Annotated in this window: 16 protein-coding genes; 12 read left to right on the top strand and 4 right to left on the bottom strand. The window is 39.7% G+C overall.

What is annotated here, in order from left to right:
* The first annotated feature begins 85 nt into the window (after positions 1–85).
* The 4 genes from FHS45_RS08295 (at position 86) to FHS45_RS08310 (ending at position 4,498) form a co-directional block, all read left to right on the top strand.
* The gene (locus FHS45_RS08295) at positions 86–1,024 is read left to right on the top strand and encodes an ABC transporter permease (RefSeq protein WP_371872032.1); all 939 of its coding nucleotides are present in this window, start codon (positions 86–88) and stop codon (positions 1,022–1,024) included.
* A gap of 145 nt (positions 1,025–1,169) precedes the next feature.
* On the top strand, positions 1,170–2,021 hold the full coding sequence (locus FHS45_RS08300) for a carbohydrate ABC transporter permease (RefSeq protein WP_082412109.1): 852 nt from the start codon (positions 1,170–1,172) through the stop codon (positions 2,019–2,021).
* A gap of 69 nt (positions 2,022–2,090) precedes the next feature.
* Positions 2,091–3,536: an ABC transporter substrate-binding protein gene (locus FHS45_RS08305; RefSeq protein WP_062447542.1), complete on the top strand. Its 1,446-nt coding sequence runs from the start codon at positions 2,091–2,093 to the stop codon at positions 3,534–3,536.
* A gap of 74 nt (positions 3,537–3,610) precedes the next feature.
* Positions 3,611–4,498 carry an ROK family protein gene (locus FHS45_RS08310; protein WP_062442164.1) on the top strand — a complete coding sequence of 296 codons (888 nt, stop codon included), beginning with the start codon at positions 3,611–3,613 and terminating at the stop codon, positions 4,496–4,498.
* Between the two features lie 58 nt (positions 4,499–4,556).
* Here FHS45_RS08310 and FHS45_RS08315 read toward each other — a convergent pair whose 3' ends face one another.
* The 4 genes from FHS45_RS08315 to FHS45_RS08330 form a co-directional block, all read right to left on the bottom strand.
* A complete protein-coding gene (locus FHS45_RS08315) occupies positions 4,557–6,095 on the bottom strand; it encodes a phosphodiester glycosidase family protein (RefSeq protein ID WP_166761389.1) in 1,539 nt (512 codons plus the stop codon).
* A gap of 342 nt (positions 6,096–6,437) precedes the next feature.
* Complete coding sequence (locus FHS45_RS08320; RefSeq protein WP_062442157.1) at positions 6,438–7,514, bottom strand: N-acetylmuramoyl-L-alanine amidase family protein; 1,077 nt, start codon at positions 7,512–7,514, stop codon at positions 6,438–6,440.
* Between the two features lie 106 nt (positions 7,515–7,620).
* A complete protein-coding gene (locus FHS45_RS08325) occupies positions 7,621–8,547 on the bottom strand; it encodes an LCP family glycopolymer transferase (RefSeq protein WP_062442154.1) in 927 nt (308 codons plus the stop codon).
* Between the two features lie 11 nt (positions 8,548–8,558).
* Positions 8,559–9,941, bottom strand: coding sequence for a glycosyltransferase family 2 protein (locus FHS45_RS08330; RefSeq protein WP_062442151.1), 1,383 nt, complete (start codon positions 9,939–9,941; stop codon positions 8,559–8,561).
* A gap of 463 nt (positions 9,942–10,404) precedes the next feature.
* Here FHS45_RS08330 and FHS45_RS08335 point away from each other — a divergent pair, with 463 nt between their 5' ends.
* From FHS45_RS08335 to FHS45_RS08370, 8 genes are all read left to right on the top strand, one after another.
* Complete coding sequence (locus FHS45_RS08335; RefSeq protein WP_062442150.1) at positions 10,405–11,181, top strand: YveK family protein; 777 nt, start codon at positions 10,405–10,407, stop codon at positions 11,179–11,181.
* Positions 11,153–11,848 (top strand): CpsD/CapB family tyrosine-protein kinase, encoded by a 696-nt coding sequence (locus FHS45_RS08340; RefSeq protein WP_062442147.1) that lies wholly within the window; start codon positions 11,153–11,155, stop codon positions 11,846–11,848. The genes FHS45_RS08335 and FHS45_RS08340 overlap by 29 nt, the downstream gene beginning before the upstream one ends.
* Positions 11,849–12,184: 336 nt before the next feature.
* Complete coding sequence (locus tag FHS45_RS08345) at positions 12,185–12,952, top strand: tyrosine-protein phosphatase (RefSeq protein WP_062442145.1); 768 nt, start codon at positions 12,185–12,187, stop codon at positions 12,950–12,952.
* A 552-nt stretch (positions 12,953–13,504) separates the two neighbouring features.
* The gene (gene galU, locus FHS45_RS08350) at positions 13,505–14,383 is read left to right on the top strand and encodes a UTP--glucose-1-phosphate uridylyltransferase GalU (RefSeq protein WP_062442142.1); all 879 of its coding nucleotides are present in this window, start codon (positions 13,505–13,507) and stop codon (positions 14,381–14,383) included.
* 24 nt (positions 14,384–14,407) lie between these two features.
* Positions 14,408–15,733, top strand: a complete 1,326-nt coding sequence (locus FHS45_RS08355) for a UDP-glucose dehydrogenase family protein (RefSeq protein WP_062442140.1) — start codon at positions 14,408–14,410, stop codon at positions 15,731–15,733.
* A 25-nt stretch (positions 15,734–15,758) separates the two neighbouring features.
* Complete coding sequence (locus FHS45_RS08360) at positions 15,759–16,448, top strand: sugar transferase (RefSeq protein ID WP_062442137.1); 690 nt, start codon at positions 15,759–15,761, stop codon at positions 16,446–16,448.
* 19 nt (positions 16,449–16,467) lie between these two features.
* On the top strand, positions 16,468–17,154 hold the full coding sequence (locus FHS45_RS08365) for an acylneuraminate cytidylyltransferase family protein (RefSeq protein WP_062442134.1): 687 nt from the start codon (positions 16,468–16,470) through the stop codon (positions 17,152–17,154).
* Entirely contained in the window at positions 17,154–19,421 is a 2,268-nt protein-coding gene (locus FHS45_RS08370; protein WP_062442132.1) for an N-acetylneuraminate synthase family protein, read from the top strand. Before FHS45_RS08365 ends, FHS45_RS08370 begins: the two co-directional genes overlap by 1 nt.
* Positions 19,422–19,423 lie beyond the last annotated feature (2 nt).

Below are 19,423 nucleotides of genomic sequence, written 5' to 3' on the forward strand. Positions count from 1 at the left end.
CTTTGAAAGGGTTTTCATATAATAGAAACAAGAGATAAACAACTCTATCATTTCTTAATTTCAACAATAGAGAGGAGGTTTCCATGTGAAGCGGCTTAAGAAATTCGGGAGGAATCTTTACAGCAACCGAATCTGGTTGTTAATGACATTGCCTGGCTTAATCTGGTTCGCTATCTTTGCTTATCTGCCAATGTTCGGTCAGGTGATCGCTTTTAAAGATTTCAGATATGACGCGGACGGTTTTTTTGCAAGTGTGAAGAATAGCGATTGGGTTGGATTCGAAAACTTCCGGTTTTTATTCAGCACAAATGACGCATTCATCATCACAAGAAACACGGTACTCTACAATCTTTTATTTATTGTTCTCGGACTGATTCTTGCTGTTGGTGTAGCTATTATTTTAAGTGAAATCACGAAGCAGAAACTGGCTAAGGTCTATCAGACAGGAATGCTCTTTCCTCATTTTCTATCATGGGTAGTTGTCAGCTATTTTGTCTTTACCTTTCTCAGTATGGATCGCGGAATGATCAATGGCTTTCTTGAACATTTCGGTTTTGAGGCCATCTCCTGGTACAATGAAGCCTCTTTTTGGCCTTACATACTGGTCGCGGTAAGTCAGTGGAAAGGGGTAGGCTTCAGCAGTATTGTCTATCTTGCTGCTATCGTAGGGATTGATCGAAGTTATTACGAAGCGGCCATGATTGACGGTGCCAGCAAATGGCAGCAAATCTGGCATGTGACCATCCCGATGATCATGCCAATCATTATTATTCTTACCATCTTGAATATCGGAAATATCTTCAGTGCCGATTTTGGTTTATTCTATCAGATTCCGAGAGATTCCGGTCCTCTTTATTCCGTAACCAACGTTATTGACACATACGTCTATCGGGGGTTGATGACGATGGGGGACATCGGGATGAGCACAGCGGCAGGTCTTTATCAGGCAACCGTTGGATTTGTGCTTATTCTTATCGCCAATTATATCGTAAGGAAAGTGGATGAAGATAATGCCTTGTTCTAATACATCGAGAGGAGGGAAGTAATTGGCCAATCTATCGAATGTCTCCAGCCAGGTCAAAGGAAGAACGATTACCCAAAAAGAGAAAGCGAAGAAAGCCGCGAAAACTTATAACCCTTATGGTTTCAGCGGAAAAACAAATATATTCATGCATATATTACTTGCTTCCTTTTCATTTTTGTGTATCTTTCCGTTCATTTACGTCATCATCATCTCATTGACAAGTGAGCAGTCTTTAGCGCAAAACGGTTACAGCATCTTTCCGCAGGAATGGAGTCTTGAAGCCTATCGTTATTTAAAAACAATGAAGGATCAGCTCCTGAGCGCTTTTGGCGTTACACTACTTGTTACGGTGCTAGGAACGCTAATCAGTGTTTCGATTATCTCTTTATACAGTTATGCTATTTCGAGAAAGCAATTCATTTACCGGAAACAATTCACCTTTATTGCCTTTTTCACGATGCTATTCAGTGGAGGACTGGTTCCTTTTTTCATCGTTGTAACACAGTTCCTAGATTTGAAAAATACGATTTGGGCACTGATACTGCCACTGGCAGTAAATGCCTTCTATATCATTATCATGCGTACGTTCTTTCAACAGTCTGTGCCGGAAGCGATATTGGAGTCGGCGCGAATCGATGGTGCAGGGGAGTTCCGCATTTTCCTTCAGATTGTTGTTCCACTGGCTGTTCCGGGTATTGCGACGATCGCATTGTTCAGTACGCTGGCTTACTGGAATGACTGGTTTAATGCGTTGCTGTTCATTGACAACCCTAATCTCGTTCCACTGCAATCGTTACTGATGAAAATCGAAAACAATTTAGACTTTATCAAACAAAACTCGATGATGAGCCAGAATTCTTCCCTTTTGAATTCGATACCACAGGATTCTGTGAAAATGGCCATTGTTGTTATAGCGACATTACCGATTGCGTTATCTTATCCTTTCTTCCAGAAGTACTTTGTCAAAGGGTTGACCATCGGCGGTGTTAAAGAATAGTTTCACATTTAGTGAGTGGTTCACTAGAATTAAAATAACGGAAAGCGGGGGAAAGATTTGAAGAAACTGATGATGTTTTTCATGGTGCTGTTAGGAGTTACAGGTTTAATTACTGGGTGCAGTAATAATGAAGAGAGCAATGCTCAAGGCGAAAATTCGGATGAGACGGTAGAGTTGAAGTGGTATTTAATCGGTACACCACAGCCTGACACGGAAAAGGTAATGGAAGAAGTAAACGAGTACACGAAGGAAAAGATCAATGCAACAATAGATTTGAATCTGATTGACTGGGGCGACTATGACGAACGGATGCAAGTCATCACAGCTTCTGCGGAAGAATATGATATCGCTTTCACTAGTTCCTGGGCAAATAATTATTCCTTAAACGCAAGAAAAGGAGCTTTTCTTGAACTGAATGACTTACTGGACGAGCATGGCAAAGAAATGAAGGAAGCCATTAATCCGCAGTTCATTGAAGGGGCAAAAATTGATGGCTCCCTATATGCTATCCCTACTAATAAGGAACTTGGTCAGCAGGCAGTACTTTCGTTTAACAACGAACTGGTTGAAAAACATAACCTTGATGTGTCCGATGTCAATTCTATCGAGGACCTGGAGCCACTGCTTGAGGTAATCAAACAGAATGAACCGGATGTTACGCCAATTGCCACGTTTGATGCTTACCTGCCATTCGATTTCATTCTTCAGGGGGAAATGCCATTTGCATTCCGACTTGACGGAAATACGGATGAAGTTGTGAATGTTTATGAAGAAGACGTCACCATGGATACGCTAAAGACGATGCATGATTACTATCAAAAAGGCTACATTCGTTCTGATGCGGCGACAAGTACAGATTCCTGGCCGCTTGAAGTTGCGAACTGGTTTGTACGGAAAGAACTTTATCAGCCATACGCAGAAAAAGTATGGTCCAGATCTGCAGGCTATGAGATTGTAGCCCAGCCATTACATGAACCATATATTTTTAATGGTTCTGTCACCGGATCCATGCAAGCTATTTCTGCAACATCACAAAATCCAGAGAAAGCGATGGAATTCCTGAACCTCTTGAATACAGACCCTTATCTCAGAAACCTTTTGGACAAAGGAATTGAAGGAGAGCACTATGAAGAGGTGGAAGACGGCAAAATCAAAGACTTGCCAGCACGAGTGGAGAAATTCAATATGCCAAGTTTCGCTATTGGAAACCAGCTCATCCTAAAGCTTTATGAAGACGACCCGGAAGATAAATGGGAAGCCTTTGAAGAATTCAATGACAAATCTATTCCTTCACCAGCATTAGGATTCTACTTTGATACCAATCCAGTACGCACGGAGATTGCCGCAATTTCCAACGTAACAAGTGAATATGCTCCTGCACTGCTCAAAGGTGCTGTTGATCCAGAAGAGTACTTGCCTAAATTCAATGACAAACTATATGAAGCAGGCCTTCAAAAAGTGTTGGACGAAATCCAAAAGCAGTATGATGAATGGAAAAAACAACATGGGGAGTAAACGTTAACTCAATTGAATAAGAAGGAGCCCTGTTGGCCAGGTCAACAGGGCTCGCTTTATGGAGGTGATCTGGCGTGTACAATGGAGCAATAGAAGCAGGAGGTACGAAATTCGTTTGTGCTATAGGAACTCCTTCGGGAGAGATAGTGGATAAGGTGACATTGCCGACAACAGGACCAGAAGAAACACTGCAGAAGGTTGTAGATTTCTTTGCAGCTTATCAGATAAATAGACTTGGTGTTGGCAGCTTTGGTCCGATTGATTTGAATAAAGATAGTAATACGTATGGAACGATTTTGAATACACCGAAGCAGCTGTGGAAAGGGTACGATTTACTTGGTGCTCTTCAAAGGGAATTATCCGTTCCTGTTTATTTAGATACGGATGTAAATGCTGCAGCACTTGGAGAATATCGTTGGGGAGCCGCTCAAGGAGCGAGAAGTGTCCTTTATATCACGGTAGGAACAGGAATTGGAGCGGGGTTTGTTAAAGACGGGAGGACATTTATAGGCAGACAGCATCCGGAGATGGGTCATATTAAAGTGGAACAGCACCCGGAAGATCGTTTTACAGCGAGCTGTCCCTATCATGGGAACTGTCTGGAAGGATTGGCATCAGGGACAGCTATTCATGATCGATACGGGAGAGCTGGAACATCTCTTCCAGAAAATGATCCCGTATGGGAGATGACTGCTTATTATCTGGCGCAGGCGATCGTGAATTACTCTCTGGTATTGGCACCTGAACAGATTATTCTTGGAGGCGGAGTGATGAAGCAGGAAAGGCTTTATGAGCTTATCAGAAATAAAGTTTCTACAGCAATGAATGGATACATGGATCTTCCAGTGCTGGAGGAGTACATTACTGCTCCTGCTCTGCTAGATGAGCAAGGAATCAAAGGAGCATTAGCATTGATTCCAGCCGATACCGATAAATATCAAAAAGTCCCTGATTTCCTATAGCATGACACACCCCACGTCCTCCAGATATTGGAGGGCCTGGGGTACAACTAATTAAAGTTTATTCTGGCAGGATGACAATAGCATCGCCGACTGGTCTTTCGCCGGAAGCATCAGAAGGCTGGTTGACGAGTTCATCGCCAATTGCCATCGTCGTCGATCCGCCGCCGTCAAGGTTCATGGCTTCCACTGCTCCCAAACTCTTCATCAGCTCGGCACTTTCCAGGAAGTTGACGCCGATGCTATTGTCTGCCCGGCCGTCTACCGTTACGAATAACAAGTTTCCGTTTTCCTTGATTCCGGCAAGCGTCCGAGGGTGTCGCTTGATAGCGAAGTTATACAAGAAGTCTGTGCTCCAATAGAAGCCTTCATCAGCGGCAGGTATCGTCAATTCACCGTTTTCAATCAGGCGGGGCCCGCCATTTACGATACTTCTTATCTCATCATCCGCTGCTTCTTTTCCATCTACCAGTAAACTTTCCTTCAACTCCAGCTTGGATCCTGGCTGTGCATGTTCGCTAAGCCACTCGGTGTGTGATCCAGTAGCAGCAAGTACGGCACCATCTACGGGAATTTCTCCACCGCGATCTCTGATTTCCCACACTTCGCCATCGGAATCAAGTACAGCTTCCAGGCCTTCACCGGCAGGAGTTGACGCTCCATAGATCGGCTTGAATAAAATCAGCTCGCTGTCATCAGTGCAGGTGACATCATGGCGCGGTTCTTCTGTCGATTCATCTCCGCCTGTACCGCCACAGCTGCGGATCAAGCCAGGCTCCCGGTTGATGCCATCCAAATAAGTGGATGCTCCGTCGGCAGACTCAACCATCAGTTCCGTTTCCACTGTAGCGATGTCGGCATCGCCACTGTTGTTAAACATCAAGCTGGTTCGGTCACTGACGGACTCACTGACCAGCTCGCCATCGATAACAGAAACACCGGCGAGATCTCCCGGTGTCCCGTCACGGGATCCGACGACAAAGTACCCGCCATTGATTGCTGCCAGTGCATCGGTTCGTTCGGAAATCTCGGTTACTCTTTCTTTCCCCTGGACCACGCCTTGAGCGAGTTCAGAAGCAATTGTACCATCAAAGACATCAGGATCGACTTCCAGAATGTTCACTGCCCAAGGACCGTCTGTCTTTGTTCCGTCAAAGGCAGTAAAAAGGGTGCTGGCACTTGTGTAACCATCCTTCTCCAACGCAGCCTCTAATTGCTGGGCACGATCGATTTCATCAAATTCTCCTACGCGGACAAGGTAAGCGATCCGGTTTTCGTCGATATCGTTAGACTTGTGATCTTTGATTTCGGTGATATATGGCTTATAACCATCTGCCTTCAATTGTTTAACGAGTTCCTTGCTCTCTTCCTTGGTTTCTACAAAATCGACATTGACAGTATACACATCATGTTTTGATTCATGCCCGCGCTCTATATGTGTGTACGTAACTCCAGGAGCGATTTCTTCCGTTTCTCTTGTTTCCTCAAGACCGGCATGACCTAAATTCAGCTTTCCGTTTTGTGATGACTGTGCTGACGTAGAGTTCCCGGCGAAATCCCCGCCGATCATCATAAGAACCAGTCCTATGATGAGGGTCAACCAAGATAAACATTTTCTGTTCACTTTACACAGCTCCCTTTTTAAAATATTGGTAATACTACACTAACTAGTTACATATCAAAAGGGCAGATTCCTATTGATAACCGCAAATAGGTAAGAATGTACCAACAAAATCAGACAAAAAGTCTTAAGAAAGAGAAGCATACCCCGTAGCCCTCCAAATTTTGGAGGGCTACGGGGTAAAAAACGGAACACCCCAGTTCCTCCTTAATTTGGAGGAACTGGGGTGTGGCCTGTACCATTCATATTATTCTGGGGATTTATTTCCGATTCTATCAACCGCCTGTTACAATCATTTATACTTACTAAATTTACCTGATTTCAATTGGAAAAATGATCAATTACTCCTTCAGTAATAGCTTTAGCCGCTAGTTGTTGATAACTTGGTGTTTGTACTACCTCTAACTCTACTGGATTAGAGATAAAACCTAACTCAACCAAAACAGAGCTGCCTACATTTTCTCGTAACACATGGAGGTTTCCATGATGAATACCACTATTTTGAAGACTGGTAGTGGAAGATAGATTTGATTGAATATTCGATGCCAAATCTCTTCCCTCCGCTTCCTCATAGTAATACGTACTTACACCATTGGCGGCAGCGTTGTAAGAAGAATTATAATGGACACTAATGAAGGCATGGGTAAAATAGGCCTGGCTGATTCTGATTCGTTCGTCAAGCGTTAGGTAATCATCTCTTTCCCGAGTCATAATCACAGTGGCACCAGCTCTTTGCAAAGCATCTGCTGTCAGCTCTGCGGTGGGAAGGGTGAAGTCTTTTTCAAGTTCCCCGTTAGCAGCTATAGCTCCTGGATCGAAGCCGCCGTGACCGGCATCGAGCACAATATTGATTCCTTCCAATGGCTTTTCTCCTATAGTATCGTCTTCTTGTTTGTAAGTAGACACCAGCCAGCCTGCTATCCATCCGGTATCCCCGTTATTTAATTGTATTTTTACCCACTCACCAGATTCATCTAATTTGGTGAGTGTTTCTCCCTGTTTCGCTTGGGCGATCATGTCATTACTTGTGCTAGGGCCCGAGCGAATGTTTGCTATATCAACGTCAACGGTTACTTTACCCGCACTCTGAGCACTTTCTGTTTTTAATAAGTAAGGAGTAGCAACCCATCCTTCTCTTCCGTCATAATTTACATTTGCCCAACCAAATTTGATATCCTCCACATGAAGGACCTCTCCCTTAGAGTAGGAACCTATTATTTCTGCATCTGTGCCAGGGCTGCTTCTAACATTCAATGTTGAAGTCCCGACCTCGTAAGTATCCGTTTCGTGAGCGTCAACAGCTGTTGGTGATAACTGATAGACCATTACCAGAAGTAATAAGAACAATCCGATACAAGTAAATGAACTTAAAAATGAACGGGGCGTGTGGATAATCATCTCTCCTTTTTCAAATTAGTTAAGATAGTCTACCATGTCGACAAGAATAATACTGACCATGACATATAGTAAATTACTCTTAAATGAGAAAACGGATAGAACAGAATTATTTTTGGAGTTCCAAGTGCTCCTGCAACAGGCTGGAAAGTTTCTCAACTTTATCTTCGTTCGGCATATAATAATAGACTTCATCTATTTCGCCATCTTCGCCTGGTATTTCATGCTGTTTCACCTTATTGAGGGCATCCTTGTAATTGGACTGCACATTCCAAGCTTCCTCCAAGCTGAAGTTTGTCCTGATATTGTCTTCTACGACACTCAGTATTTCTTCTATCCTTTTTATGGAAGATAGACTTTTTGCTTTATTTAACATTCCCTGGATAACCTTGCGCTGCCGTTCTTGACGACCGAGATCTCCACGAGGATCTTTATGCCTCATTCGCACGTAGTTGGCTGCTTCTTCACCACTAAGCTCAATGGTCTCTTTCTTAAAATGAGAGCGTCTATAAGTGAATTCCAAATTATTTTTGACTTTAACACCATCTAGGGCATTAATCATATCCTGTAATCCTTCCATGTCGACGCGTACAAAATAATCTACAGGAACATCGAGAAAATTCTCTACTGTCCGGATAGTCATTTCTGTGCCGCCAAATACATAGGCATGATTGATTTTATCTTTCTTGTTTTCCCCTGCAATCTTTGTATAAGTATCACGGGGAATACTTACCATGTGGGTAGAATTATTCTTTGGATTAACGGTTAGTAAAATTAGTGTATCTGTCCTTCTGTAAACGTCTCCCTGACTGCCTGGTTCATCGATACCCATAAGTAAAAGTGAAAAAGGATCACCTTCTTCAAAGTTAATCGCTTCCCGACGCTTGTCTGATTTTTTGCGGTCGATATCTTCCTGGATATTCGTAAATGTAGAAGTTACGAGGTTCCATCCATAACTTCCTGCAGCCACGATGACTACACTGAGGCTGGTCAGCAATATAAGCATAATTTTTTTCCATTTTATTTTTTTCTTCATGATTACCTCACCTAAACATTTTGTCGATAAGTTGTTACTTTAGCGGAAGCAGGTTCTACCTCATATTTTCTTCCGGTTCGTGAGACCTTTTTCCAATCCCTGTTAAAAAAATAAGCGACACTGCCATACATAACGAAATACATGGTGACAAAGCGGTGAATAAACACGTCATATACAACAGTATTGAATAAGCGTAATCGATCTCCTTTCTCAAATGTAAATCCATACCGTTTCACCTGTACGATTGCCAGCAGGTTATAGATGAAATTAAACAAAAATATATAGGATAAATAGACAATGATGAACCCTAAGAAAACAAAAGCGATATTCAAAAATGCGCTCGCTACGAAGAACCCTGCGGTAATATAGGCAGCGACAATGCCGACAAAAAAAGATTCAATGATGTAAAAAAAAGAAACAGCTTTCGTCAAAACTGTCTTACTTAAAAAGGATCGGAAGTGAACCAGACAGTCCATATAGGACTTTTGCCAGCGGATTCGTTGTTTAAATAAATCCTTCCATGTTTCAGGTAACTCGGTATAACTGATAGCCTCCGTTATCAGGAGGATTTTTTTATCTTTCTGTTTTGCAATATACCGGTGGATTTTCAATGTTATATCGATATCCTCTCCAACAGAAGAGCGATACCCTCCAACATCAAGCAGCATTTTTTTTGAAAAAATGCCAAAAGCGCCCGAGATAATAGCTAAGGCTTGAAACCGTGCAAGCGATAGCTTCGTTACATAAAATGCTTTCATAAAATCAAGCATTTGCACACGTACCAACATTTTGGTTCCGGCAAGTGATAAATTCTTTAATGGGTTACTGGTTTTAGTTTGCAATACATGAACCATACCGCCTGCAGCTACAACCTCCGGGTTAGCGAATTTTTCATTTATTACTTTTAGCGAAGGGGCGGTGAGAACGGTATCTGCATCCAATGTAACAACTAACTCTTTGGAAGCGTACTCTATTCCTGCATTCAAAGCATCTGCCTTACCCCCGTTCATTTTATCGATTACATAAATATTCGGGTATAGACTTGATTGATACACCTTGTTTACATTGTTGTGCGGCAGTTTTTCAATCGGGATTTTTGCAGAGGGCTTCAAATGTAAGTGCCGGTGCAAAATGGAAAAGGTCTCATCGGTCGATCCATCATTGATGTAGACCACTTCAAAGTTCTCATACGCCAAAGACTTCATACTATGAACGGATGTTTCGATGATTCCGGCCTCATTATAGGAAGGAACCAGGATACTGATGCCTTTTTCGGATGATGGAGAATGTGTAACCAGCTCATCCTCTTCCCGAAACCAGGGCAGACAGTGAAGCAAGTGAAGTAGTGGGAAGAATAGACATAAACCAAAAAATATTGTTAAAAATAGTTCCAAGTATAAAGCCTCCTCTATTAATGGATTTCACTAACATATTCAAGTCAGCTGATAACTTTTACAAGAGGAATCGGCTAAAATCTAACGGATGGACTAGCAAAATAGGAAGGATGAAATATGTCGAAAATAACCAGATATGCCGATGGTATTGTAATATTTTAACAAGAACGCATATTTTCATGGATACTATAAGTGATTAAAAGGTTAGTAGGGTTTTTATTAAAATAGGGGTCTATTCGGGGAGAATGAATCGTCAGGCTGCTTAATTAGGAAAATATTATTTACTATTTAGCTTGTTATGACGATAATTGTTATGGGAGGTATGCTACTAATTTATTACATTGCTATGTAAAATGTATCAGATTAGAGGAATATTAGAAAAAATCACAAATTTAACCAGTAGTATGTGCTATAATGTGACTAGTTTTTGCAAAAGTCAACAAAGATACTTGGAGGGACATGCATGGAAGAAACAATTTCACTGAAGGAGATTGCGCAGGTATTAAAGAAGCGCTTCTGGCTGATTCTATCAACAGCAGTAGCGGCAGTAGCCATCGCCGCCTTGCTTAGTTACTATTTCCTAACGCCTACTTATGAAGCCACTACGCAATTCATTGTAAATACAAGTCAGTCACAGGAAGAATCCGAGTTTGACGTGAATGATATCCGAACCGGTGTTGAACTAATCAATACATATAATGTAGTCATCAAAAGTCCGGCTATTCTGGATGATGTAATATCTGAATTAGAGTTAAATAGGTCGGCAGATAATCTGCGTCAGAGTCTGAATATATCAAGTGAGCAGAATTCACAGGTTGTAACGGTCACGGTAACCGATACGAATCAAAATCGTGCTGCCATGGTTGCCAATACAACGGTCGAGGTTTTCAAGGAAAAAATCCAGGATTATATGAATGTGGATAACGTCAATATATTATCCGAGGCTCAACCTGTAGATAATCCCGTACCAGTAAGTCCCAAGCCATTGCTGAATATGGCGATTGCCTTAGTTCTTGGACTGATGGTAGGTGTCGGAATAGCATTCTTGCTAGAGTACCTGGATAATACCATCAAGGCTGAAAAAGATATTGAAGACAAGCTTGGCTTACCTGTTTTAGGTATCATTACTCACATTAGTGAAGACGAAATTGTGAAGTCAGCGGAAGCGGCTAATGCCACTTCGCTACGTACGAAGGGAGGAGAGAGACGCTATGCGACGAAGCAAAAAGAAACTGTCTAATAAAAAAGCCCGTACGCTGATTGCTAAAATGAATCCCCGCTCTCCGATCTCGGAACAATATCGGACGATACGGACAAACTTACAATTCGCATCTGTCGATCAGGAACTTCGTACGATGATGGTAACATCTGCAGGACCCGCTGAGGGAAAGTCACTAACCGTCTCCAATCTGGCAGTAACTTTCGCACAGCAGGATAAAAAGGTGCTGTTAGTTGATGCGGATATGCGGAAGCCGACCTTGCATTATACGTTCCGGCTGGATAATAGCCGTGGGCTCAGCAGTGTATTAATTGGAGATAAGCTTATGCATGAGGTTGTTCAACAAAGTGATTTAGATAACCTGGATTTAATGTCATCAGGACCAATTCCTCCCAACCCGTCCGAGTTACTCGGCTCCCGGGCAATGGAAAACTTCCTGCAAGCGGCTAAACAATCGTATGATGTGGTGATATTCGATACTGCTCCCGTGCTGGCAGTAACGGATGGGCAAATTCTATCAAATATATGTGATGGGGTATTGCTTGTGACCCGAAGTAAACAGACAGAAATCGATGCGGGCAAAAAAGCAGTGGATTTGCTACAACAGGTGAATGCCAATGTACTTGGTGCCGTTCTAAATGATGTCGAACAGAAAAAATCAAATTATTATTATTACTATGGATCATAGAAAATGCTCTCTGCGAAAGCGGAGGGCTTTTTTTTATTGGCTAGGAAATTATAAAATTTTCTTTTGTGGGTAACTTTGAGTGGTGGATCGCTTCCGGTTCCAGCGATTATCCCCTCGAGGTCTTAAGTCAAGTCTTTCTGTGATTAGAAAAACCTGGTTTATCGCCATAAGTACTTGGCGACAAACCAGGTTTTCCTAAAGATATAGTCATGTTTCGACAAAACTTCCTAAATACAAGCAATTATGTATTTGCTATACTAGTTTAAAGTAATTTTTTGGTAGATACATAGGATAAAACGGATGGGAAATAGTCTGAAAATCACAGGGGGTCAAGTGATGATAGATATTCACAGTCATCTATTACCAGGAGTAGATGATGGGGCACAAACGTTGGAAGATAGTTTAGCAATGGCAAGGGAAGCTGTTAGTCAGGGGATTGATACGATCGTAGCAACTCCGCACCATCGAAACGGGAAGTATACAAACCCAAGGTTGAATGTGTTGTATCTGGTGCAGGAGCTCAATTTTGAATTGGAGCGTGCGGAAATTCCGCTGACCGTTCTTCCGGGGCAGGAGGTACGGATTCACGGGGATATGATTGAAGAATTAAAAGAGGAAGTGATCACCCCAATCAATATTGACAGCGGATATATATTCGTCGAGCTGCCAAATGACCAGGTGCCGAATTATACGATATCCATGTTATTTGAATTGCAACGGGCCGGTTATATACCAATTATTGTACATCCGGAAAGGAATAAAAAATTCATCGAGGACCCGAACTTGCTGTACCAGTTTGTGAAAAGTGGTGCCTACACCCAGGTGACAGCCGGAAGCGTTGCAGGGAAATTTGGTAAATCCGTACAGAAATTCTCACATCAGCTAATTGAGGCAAACCTCACTCATGTAATCGCTTCGGATGCCCATGATACAAAAAGAAGAGGCTTTTTTATGAAAGAAGCAATGAGAGAAATCAAGAAAAAATACGGTGCAAGTTATGTATACCATTTTACGGAAAATGCCTATTACATTATAAATGGTCAGGTGGTTGCTGCTGATCCGCCAGAACGAATCAAGCAGAAGAAGTTTCTGAAGATATTTTAATTATTTTTATATAAAATAAGAAGGATTTCCTGTTAATCGATGAATTTAGTGATTAACAGGAAAGTTTACAACAAACAATAAAAATACGTGATTCCAACAATATTTATGGGGGTTTTAAATATAGATAGATATAAATTTCCTTATAAATTTCCATAATTTACTTCAAAAGGAGGAAAAATATGCTATAATACCGATAGTTGCATTACAGATATGTGTTTTATTGCTTAACGGACTGTTTAAGCGAATTTATATTTTCAATTGTGTAAGTCACATCTAAAGAAAAAAATCAGACGAAATTAGTTCACTTCTTAGACTGATTTTAACTATCTAATATTTACATATTTGTCCAGAAAACGTCTGGAAACTACTAAAGTTATACTTATGAAAGATCTATTAGTTTGGATTAAATATATATCTAAATGAACTATGGACTCATCCATGGTTTATTATTTTGTGGAAAATACGAAATTTGTTGCAGATGAGCAAATGCTGACAGTCAAACCGGCGGAAACTGTGAAAAAGGAATTCTCGGATATTCAAGGGGGAGTTTAAGTGAAAAAAGTTAGAAAAGCGATCATTCCAGCAGCGGGGTTGGGGACACGTTTTTTACCAGCAACTAAAGCTATGCCAAAAGAAATGCTTCCTATAGTTGATAAACCAACGATTCAATACATAGTAGAGGAAGCGATAGCGTCAGGTATTGAAGATATCATCATTGTTACTGGAAAAGGCAAACGTGCGATTGAAGATCACTTTGATAATAACTTTGAATTAGAAGATAGCTTGATGAAAAAGGAAAAGTTTGAGCTACTCGATAAGGTGAAAGAAACTTCAAACGTAGATATTCATTACATAAGACAAAAAGAACCTAAAGGTCTGGGGCATGCAGTCTGGTGCGCACGTAATTTTATTGGGGATGAACCATTTGCTGTATTACTTGGTGACGACATAGTAGAAGCAGAAAAACCGTGTCTGAAACAGTTAATTGAACAGTATGAACAAACAGGGGCATCAGTAATTGGCGTGCAACAAGTTTTAGATGAGGAAACTCATCGTTACGGGATAATTGACCCAATTACTATTGAGGGCCGCCGATACCAGGTCAACAATTTTGTTGAAAAACCTATAAGAGGAACAGCTCCTTCTAATTTGGCAATTATGGGACGGTATGTTTTAAATCCAGAGATCTTCCATTTTCTTAATCAGCAAAAGGCTGGTGCTGGGGGAGAAATCCAGTTAACTGATGCAATTCAAGGATTGAATCAGCTCCAGAATGTTTATGCCTATGATTTTAAAGGTTCACGATATGATGTAGGGGAAAAATTTGGTTTTATAAAAACAACTATAGAATTTGCATTAAAAAATGATGAGATTGGTCAAGATGTTTACGATTTGATTCACAAATTAACTAGTGAGCGTGTAACTAACTAAGAAAACATGAGGTGAAGGCATTTTATGAATATTGCTGTAGTTGGAACTGGATATGTGGGTTTAGTTACAGGAGTGACTTTATCAGATATTGGACACAATGTCACTTGTATTGATATTGATAAAGAAAAAGTAGAAATAATGAAAAAAGGGACATCACCACTATATGAACCAGGGTTAAGTGAATTAATGAATAAAAACATTAAACAATCTCGTCTCTTCTTTACAACTAATCATGCAGAAGGTTTCGCGAATGCTGAGGTAATATATATAGCCGTAGGAACTCCGGAGAATGAAGATGGTTCAGCAAACTTAGCATACGTAGAACAAGTCGCTAAAGACATTGCACAATATGTTGTACAGGATTTAATCGTAGTGACAAAAAGCACTGTACCAGTAGGAACAAATCATAAAATTAAGACCATAATTACTGAAAATCTAGTGAATAATATAAAGTTTGAAGTGGTCTCAAATCCCGAATTCCTAAAAGAAGGTTCAGCTATAAAGGATTCTTTTGAAGGAGATCGCATTGTAATTGGTGCAGATAGCTCGGAGGCTTCTGCAATAATAGAAAAAATTAACCAACCATTCGGTGTCCCGGTATTTCGAACGGATGTTAGAAGTGCTGAAATGATTAAGTATGCATCTAATGCTTTTCTAGCAACAAAAATCAGTTTTATAAATGAAATATCTAATATTTGTGATCGTGTTGAAGCCAACGTGGAGGACGTTGCAAAGGGTATGGGGATGGATAAGCGTATAGGTCCTGATTTTTTGAAAGCGGGATTAGGTTATGGAGGTTCGTGTTTTCCGAAAGATACAAAAGCATTAATTCAAATAGCCGGAAATGTGCATTATGATTTTCAATTACTAAAAGGTGTAGTAAATGTAAATCGGAAGCAACAGCGTATGATAATTGAAAAGTTATTAGAAAGAATGCCTGATATTAAAGGAAAAAGGATTGCTGTTTTAGGGTTATCTTTTAAACCGAATACTGATGATATGCGGGAGGCTGCATCAATAGTGGTGACTAATAGCTTAATTGATAGAGGTGCAGAAGTAATTGCTTATGACCCAATTGCTATGAATAATGCAAAAAAGATACTCGCTCCTGAAGTAGAATATTCTACAAGTGTCAAAGGAGCTATAAACGAAAGTGATGCTGTTTTGATATTAACTGAATGGGACGAGATCAAGGATATTGATCTTAACTTTTTTTCTGAAATGAAATATCCTCTAGTAGTAGATGGGCGAAATTGTTTTGACCTAGAAACAATGAGAGAACATCATATAGAATATCATTCTGTTGGTCGTCCATCTATTTCTTGCCAGTTTGAAAAAACGTATGCGTAATAATCATAGAGAGTAGGTGAAATAATTGTCGCAGGTCAATACAAAAGAACGGCCGCTTGTCAGAGATCATACGCAAAGCCCTTTTAAGAGAGTCTCAAAAAATGATAGTTTTTCATACTTATTTACTAAACGGTTGCTAGATATTATTGGAGCGATTTTTGGAATTATTATTTTAAGTCCACTTTATTTGTTAGTGGGGGTATTAATAAAAGTTGAAGATTTTAAAGGACCTATCTTCTTCAGCCAGACACGCGTTGGTAGAAATGGAGAAGTATTTAAAATGTATAAATTTCGCTCAATGGTGGCTAATGCTGAAGAATTAAAAGCTAAACTAATTGAAAGAAATGAAGCAACTGGCCCTGTATTTAAAATAAAAGAAGACCCTAGAATAACTAAAGTAGGTAGGTTTATAAGAAAAACCAGCATTGATGAACTTCCTCAACTATTTAACGTCTTAAAAGGAGACATGAGTCTTGTAGGTCCACGACCACCTCTACCGGAAGAAGTTAACCAATATAATAATTATGAAAAGCAGCGTTTAACTGTAACACCTGGTTTAACATGTTATTGGCAAGTTAGCGGAAGAAGTAATATTAGTTTTCAAGAATGGATAAGACTAGATTTAAAATATATTGAAGAAAGAAATGTAATAGTAGACATTAAGCTTATAGTTAAAACAGTACTTGTGCTATTTGGTTCTAAAGATGCTTACTAAGTTTGAATAGGTGGTTTTTATGAAATATATTTGTATCATCCCTGCTAGAGGTGGATCAAAAGGTGTACCAAAGAAGAATATTAAAGAAATCAATAACAAACCATTAATTGCCTGGAGTATTGAACAAGCCCTAGATACTGAGAAAGTTGATAGAGTAGTGGTTTCTACTGATAGTGGAGAAATTGCGGAAATAGCTGAGAGGCATGGCGCAGAGGTTCCATTTCTTAGGCCGGAAGAATTAGCGGAAGATACTACCGCTACGGAACCTGCCTTGATTAATATGGTAGAAACTCTTAGGGAGCAAGAGGGTTCTACATACGATGCTGTTATTTTACTTCAACCTACTTCACCCGTTAGAAAAAAACATAGTTTAAAAAAAGCGATTGACCAATTTGAACGTGAGGGGACAGATTCTTTATTAAGCGTAACAGAGAATCATCATTTCTTTTGGGAAAATCCTGAAAACCCTAGAGCCCTTTACGATTATCAAAATCGACCTAGAAGACAAGATATTAAAGATGAAGATAGAACCTATCGAGAAAATGGGTCTATTTATATAAGTAAGAGTGGTGTACTCTTAAACCAAAGAAATCGACTTGGTGGAAAAATTTCCATGTTTAAAATGAGTGAAGAAGAGAGTTATGAAATAGATTCTTTTGTGGACTTTAAAGTAGTAGAGGTATTATTAAAGGAGTTTAATAAGTAATGATAATAGATAGAAATATTAGCAAATATATTGTTTTTAAGGAAGAAAGTATAGTAAATGCACTAAAGAAAATTAGCGATAATAAAGAACAGATTATCTTTACTGTGGATCAATATGGCATTATAGATGGGGTTTTAACAGATGGTGATTTTAGAAGATGGGTTGTTAGCCAAAATGATGTGGATTTGAACCAGCAGGTAACAAATATTAGTAATAAAGATTTTGTATTTGTAAAAGAAAATGAGGATAAAACTAAGATTGATGAAAAATTCCACAGTAAAAAAATAGGTTTTATTCCTGTCTTGGACAATCAAAACCATCTTGTGGCTATTGCACGGAAAGATAATACTGCAATAGAAATTGGGGAATTTAGCATTGATGAAAACAGCTCTTCATTTATTATTGCGGAAATCGGAAATAATCATAATGGTAGCCTGGAGTTAGCAAAGAAATTAGTTGACGCTGTTATTGAATCCGGGGCAGATTGCGCAAAATTCCAAATGAGAGATTTGAACACCTTATATAATAATTCAGGAAATGCGAATGATGCTAGTGAAGACTTAGGGTCTCAATATACATTAGACTTATTGTCGCGTTTTCAATTAGATAATGATGAAATGATTAAAGTATTTGATTATTGCAAAGAAAAAGGTATTTTACCACTGTGTACACCATGGGATGAAGCAAGTCTGGATGCCCTTGAAAATTATGGCATGCCAGCTTATAAACTAGCTTCAGCTGATTTAACCAATCATGAGTTATTAAGGCGTATGGCTAAAACAGGGAAGCCGTTGATTTGTTCTACTGGAATGTCGGTTGAATCGGAAATTAAAGACGCTGTTAACATATTGAAACAAGAAGGGGCACCATATATATTTTTACACTGTAATTCAACCTATCCAGCTCCTTTCAAAGATGTTGAATTAAATTATATGGACAGATTAAAAGAATTGAGTCAATCCCCAGTTGGATACTCGGGACATGAACGGGGAATTAACATAGCAATTGCAGCAGTTGCTAAAGGGGCGAAAGTAATTGAAAAGCATTTTACCTTTGACAGAAACATGGAAGGCAATGATCACAAGGTTAGCCTATTGCCTGAAGAATTCAAACAAATGGTTGAAGGAATTAGGGAAGTAGAGTTAGCTTTAGGGTCATCTTCTGAAAGAAAAATGTCCCAGGGTGAAATCATAAACAGGGAGAACTTAGCCAAAAGTTTAGTAATTAACTGTGATCTTAAACAAAGGGAAACAATCCAAGAACAAATGATAGAAATTAAAAGCCCTGGGAAAGGGTTACAACCTAATCGTCTTACAGACTTAGTAGGACTACCAGCTAATAGAGACTTTAAAGCCGGAGACTTTTTCTATGAATCTGATTTAGCGGATGAAAAAGTTGAAGCTAGAGATTATAATTTTTTCCATAAATGGGGAGTTCCTGTAAGGTATCACGATTATAAAAGTATATTAGAAAAGACTAATCCCGATTTATTGGAATTTCACTTAAGTTATAAAGACTTAGAAGAGGACCTTGAAGGTTACTTTAATGAAGAGTTAGATTTAGATTTTGTGGTGCATACGCCAGAACTGTTTGCAGGAGATCATTTGTTAGATTTATGTTCAGAAGATGAAGACTACCGACAACATTCTATTAAAGAATTACAAAGTGTGATTGATATAACAAGAAGCTTAAAAAAATATTTTAAGAAATCTACAGTACCATGCATTGTGACAAATATGGGAGGCTTTACAAAAGATAAGCCACTGGATCCGAGTGAGAGGAATAAATATTATCAGCTAATTGAAAAGAGCTTATCTGAGCTAGATAGTGAAGGTGTAGAGATAATTCCTCAAACAATGCCACCATTCCCTTGGCACTTTGGAGGACAGAGATATCAAAACTTGTTTATGGATCCTTCCGATACCATTGCTTTCTGTGAACGTAATAACATGAGAGTATGCTTTGACACCTCGCATACAAAATTAGCTTGCAATCATTTTAATTGGTCCTTCAGTGAATTTGTGAAAAATATAGGGCCGTACACTGCTCACTTGCATATTGTAGACGCTACGGGAGTAGATGGGGAAGGACTACAAATAGGGGAAGGCGATATTGATTTTGGAGCTCTAGTTGAAGAGTTAATACATTACTCTCCAAAAGCAACTTTCATTCCTGAGATATGGCAGGGTCATAAGAATGATGGAGAAGGCTTTTGGATAGCTTTAGAAAGACTGGAGTATTGGTACGATCAACAAAAGGTGAAATAGTG

This window comes from Thalassobacillus devorans (genome assembly GCF_011761345.1).
GTDB lineage: Bacteria > Bacillota > Bacilli > Bacillales > Halobacillaceae > Thalassobacillus > Thalassobacillus devorans.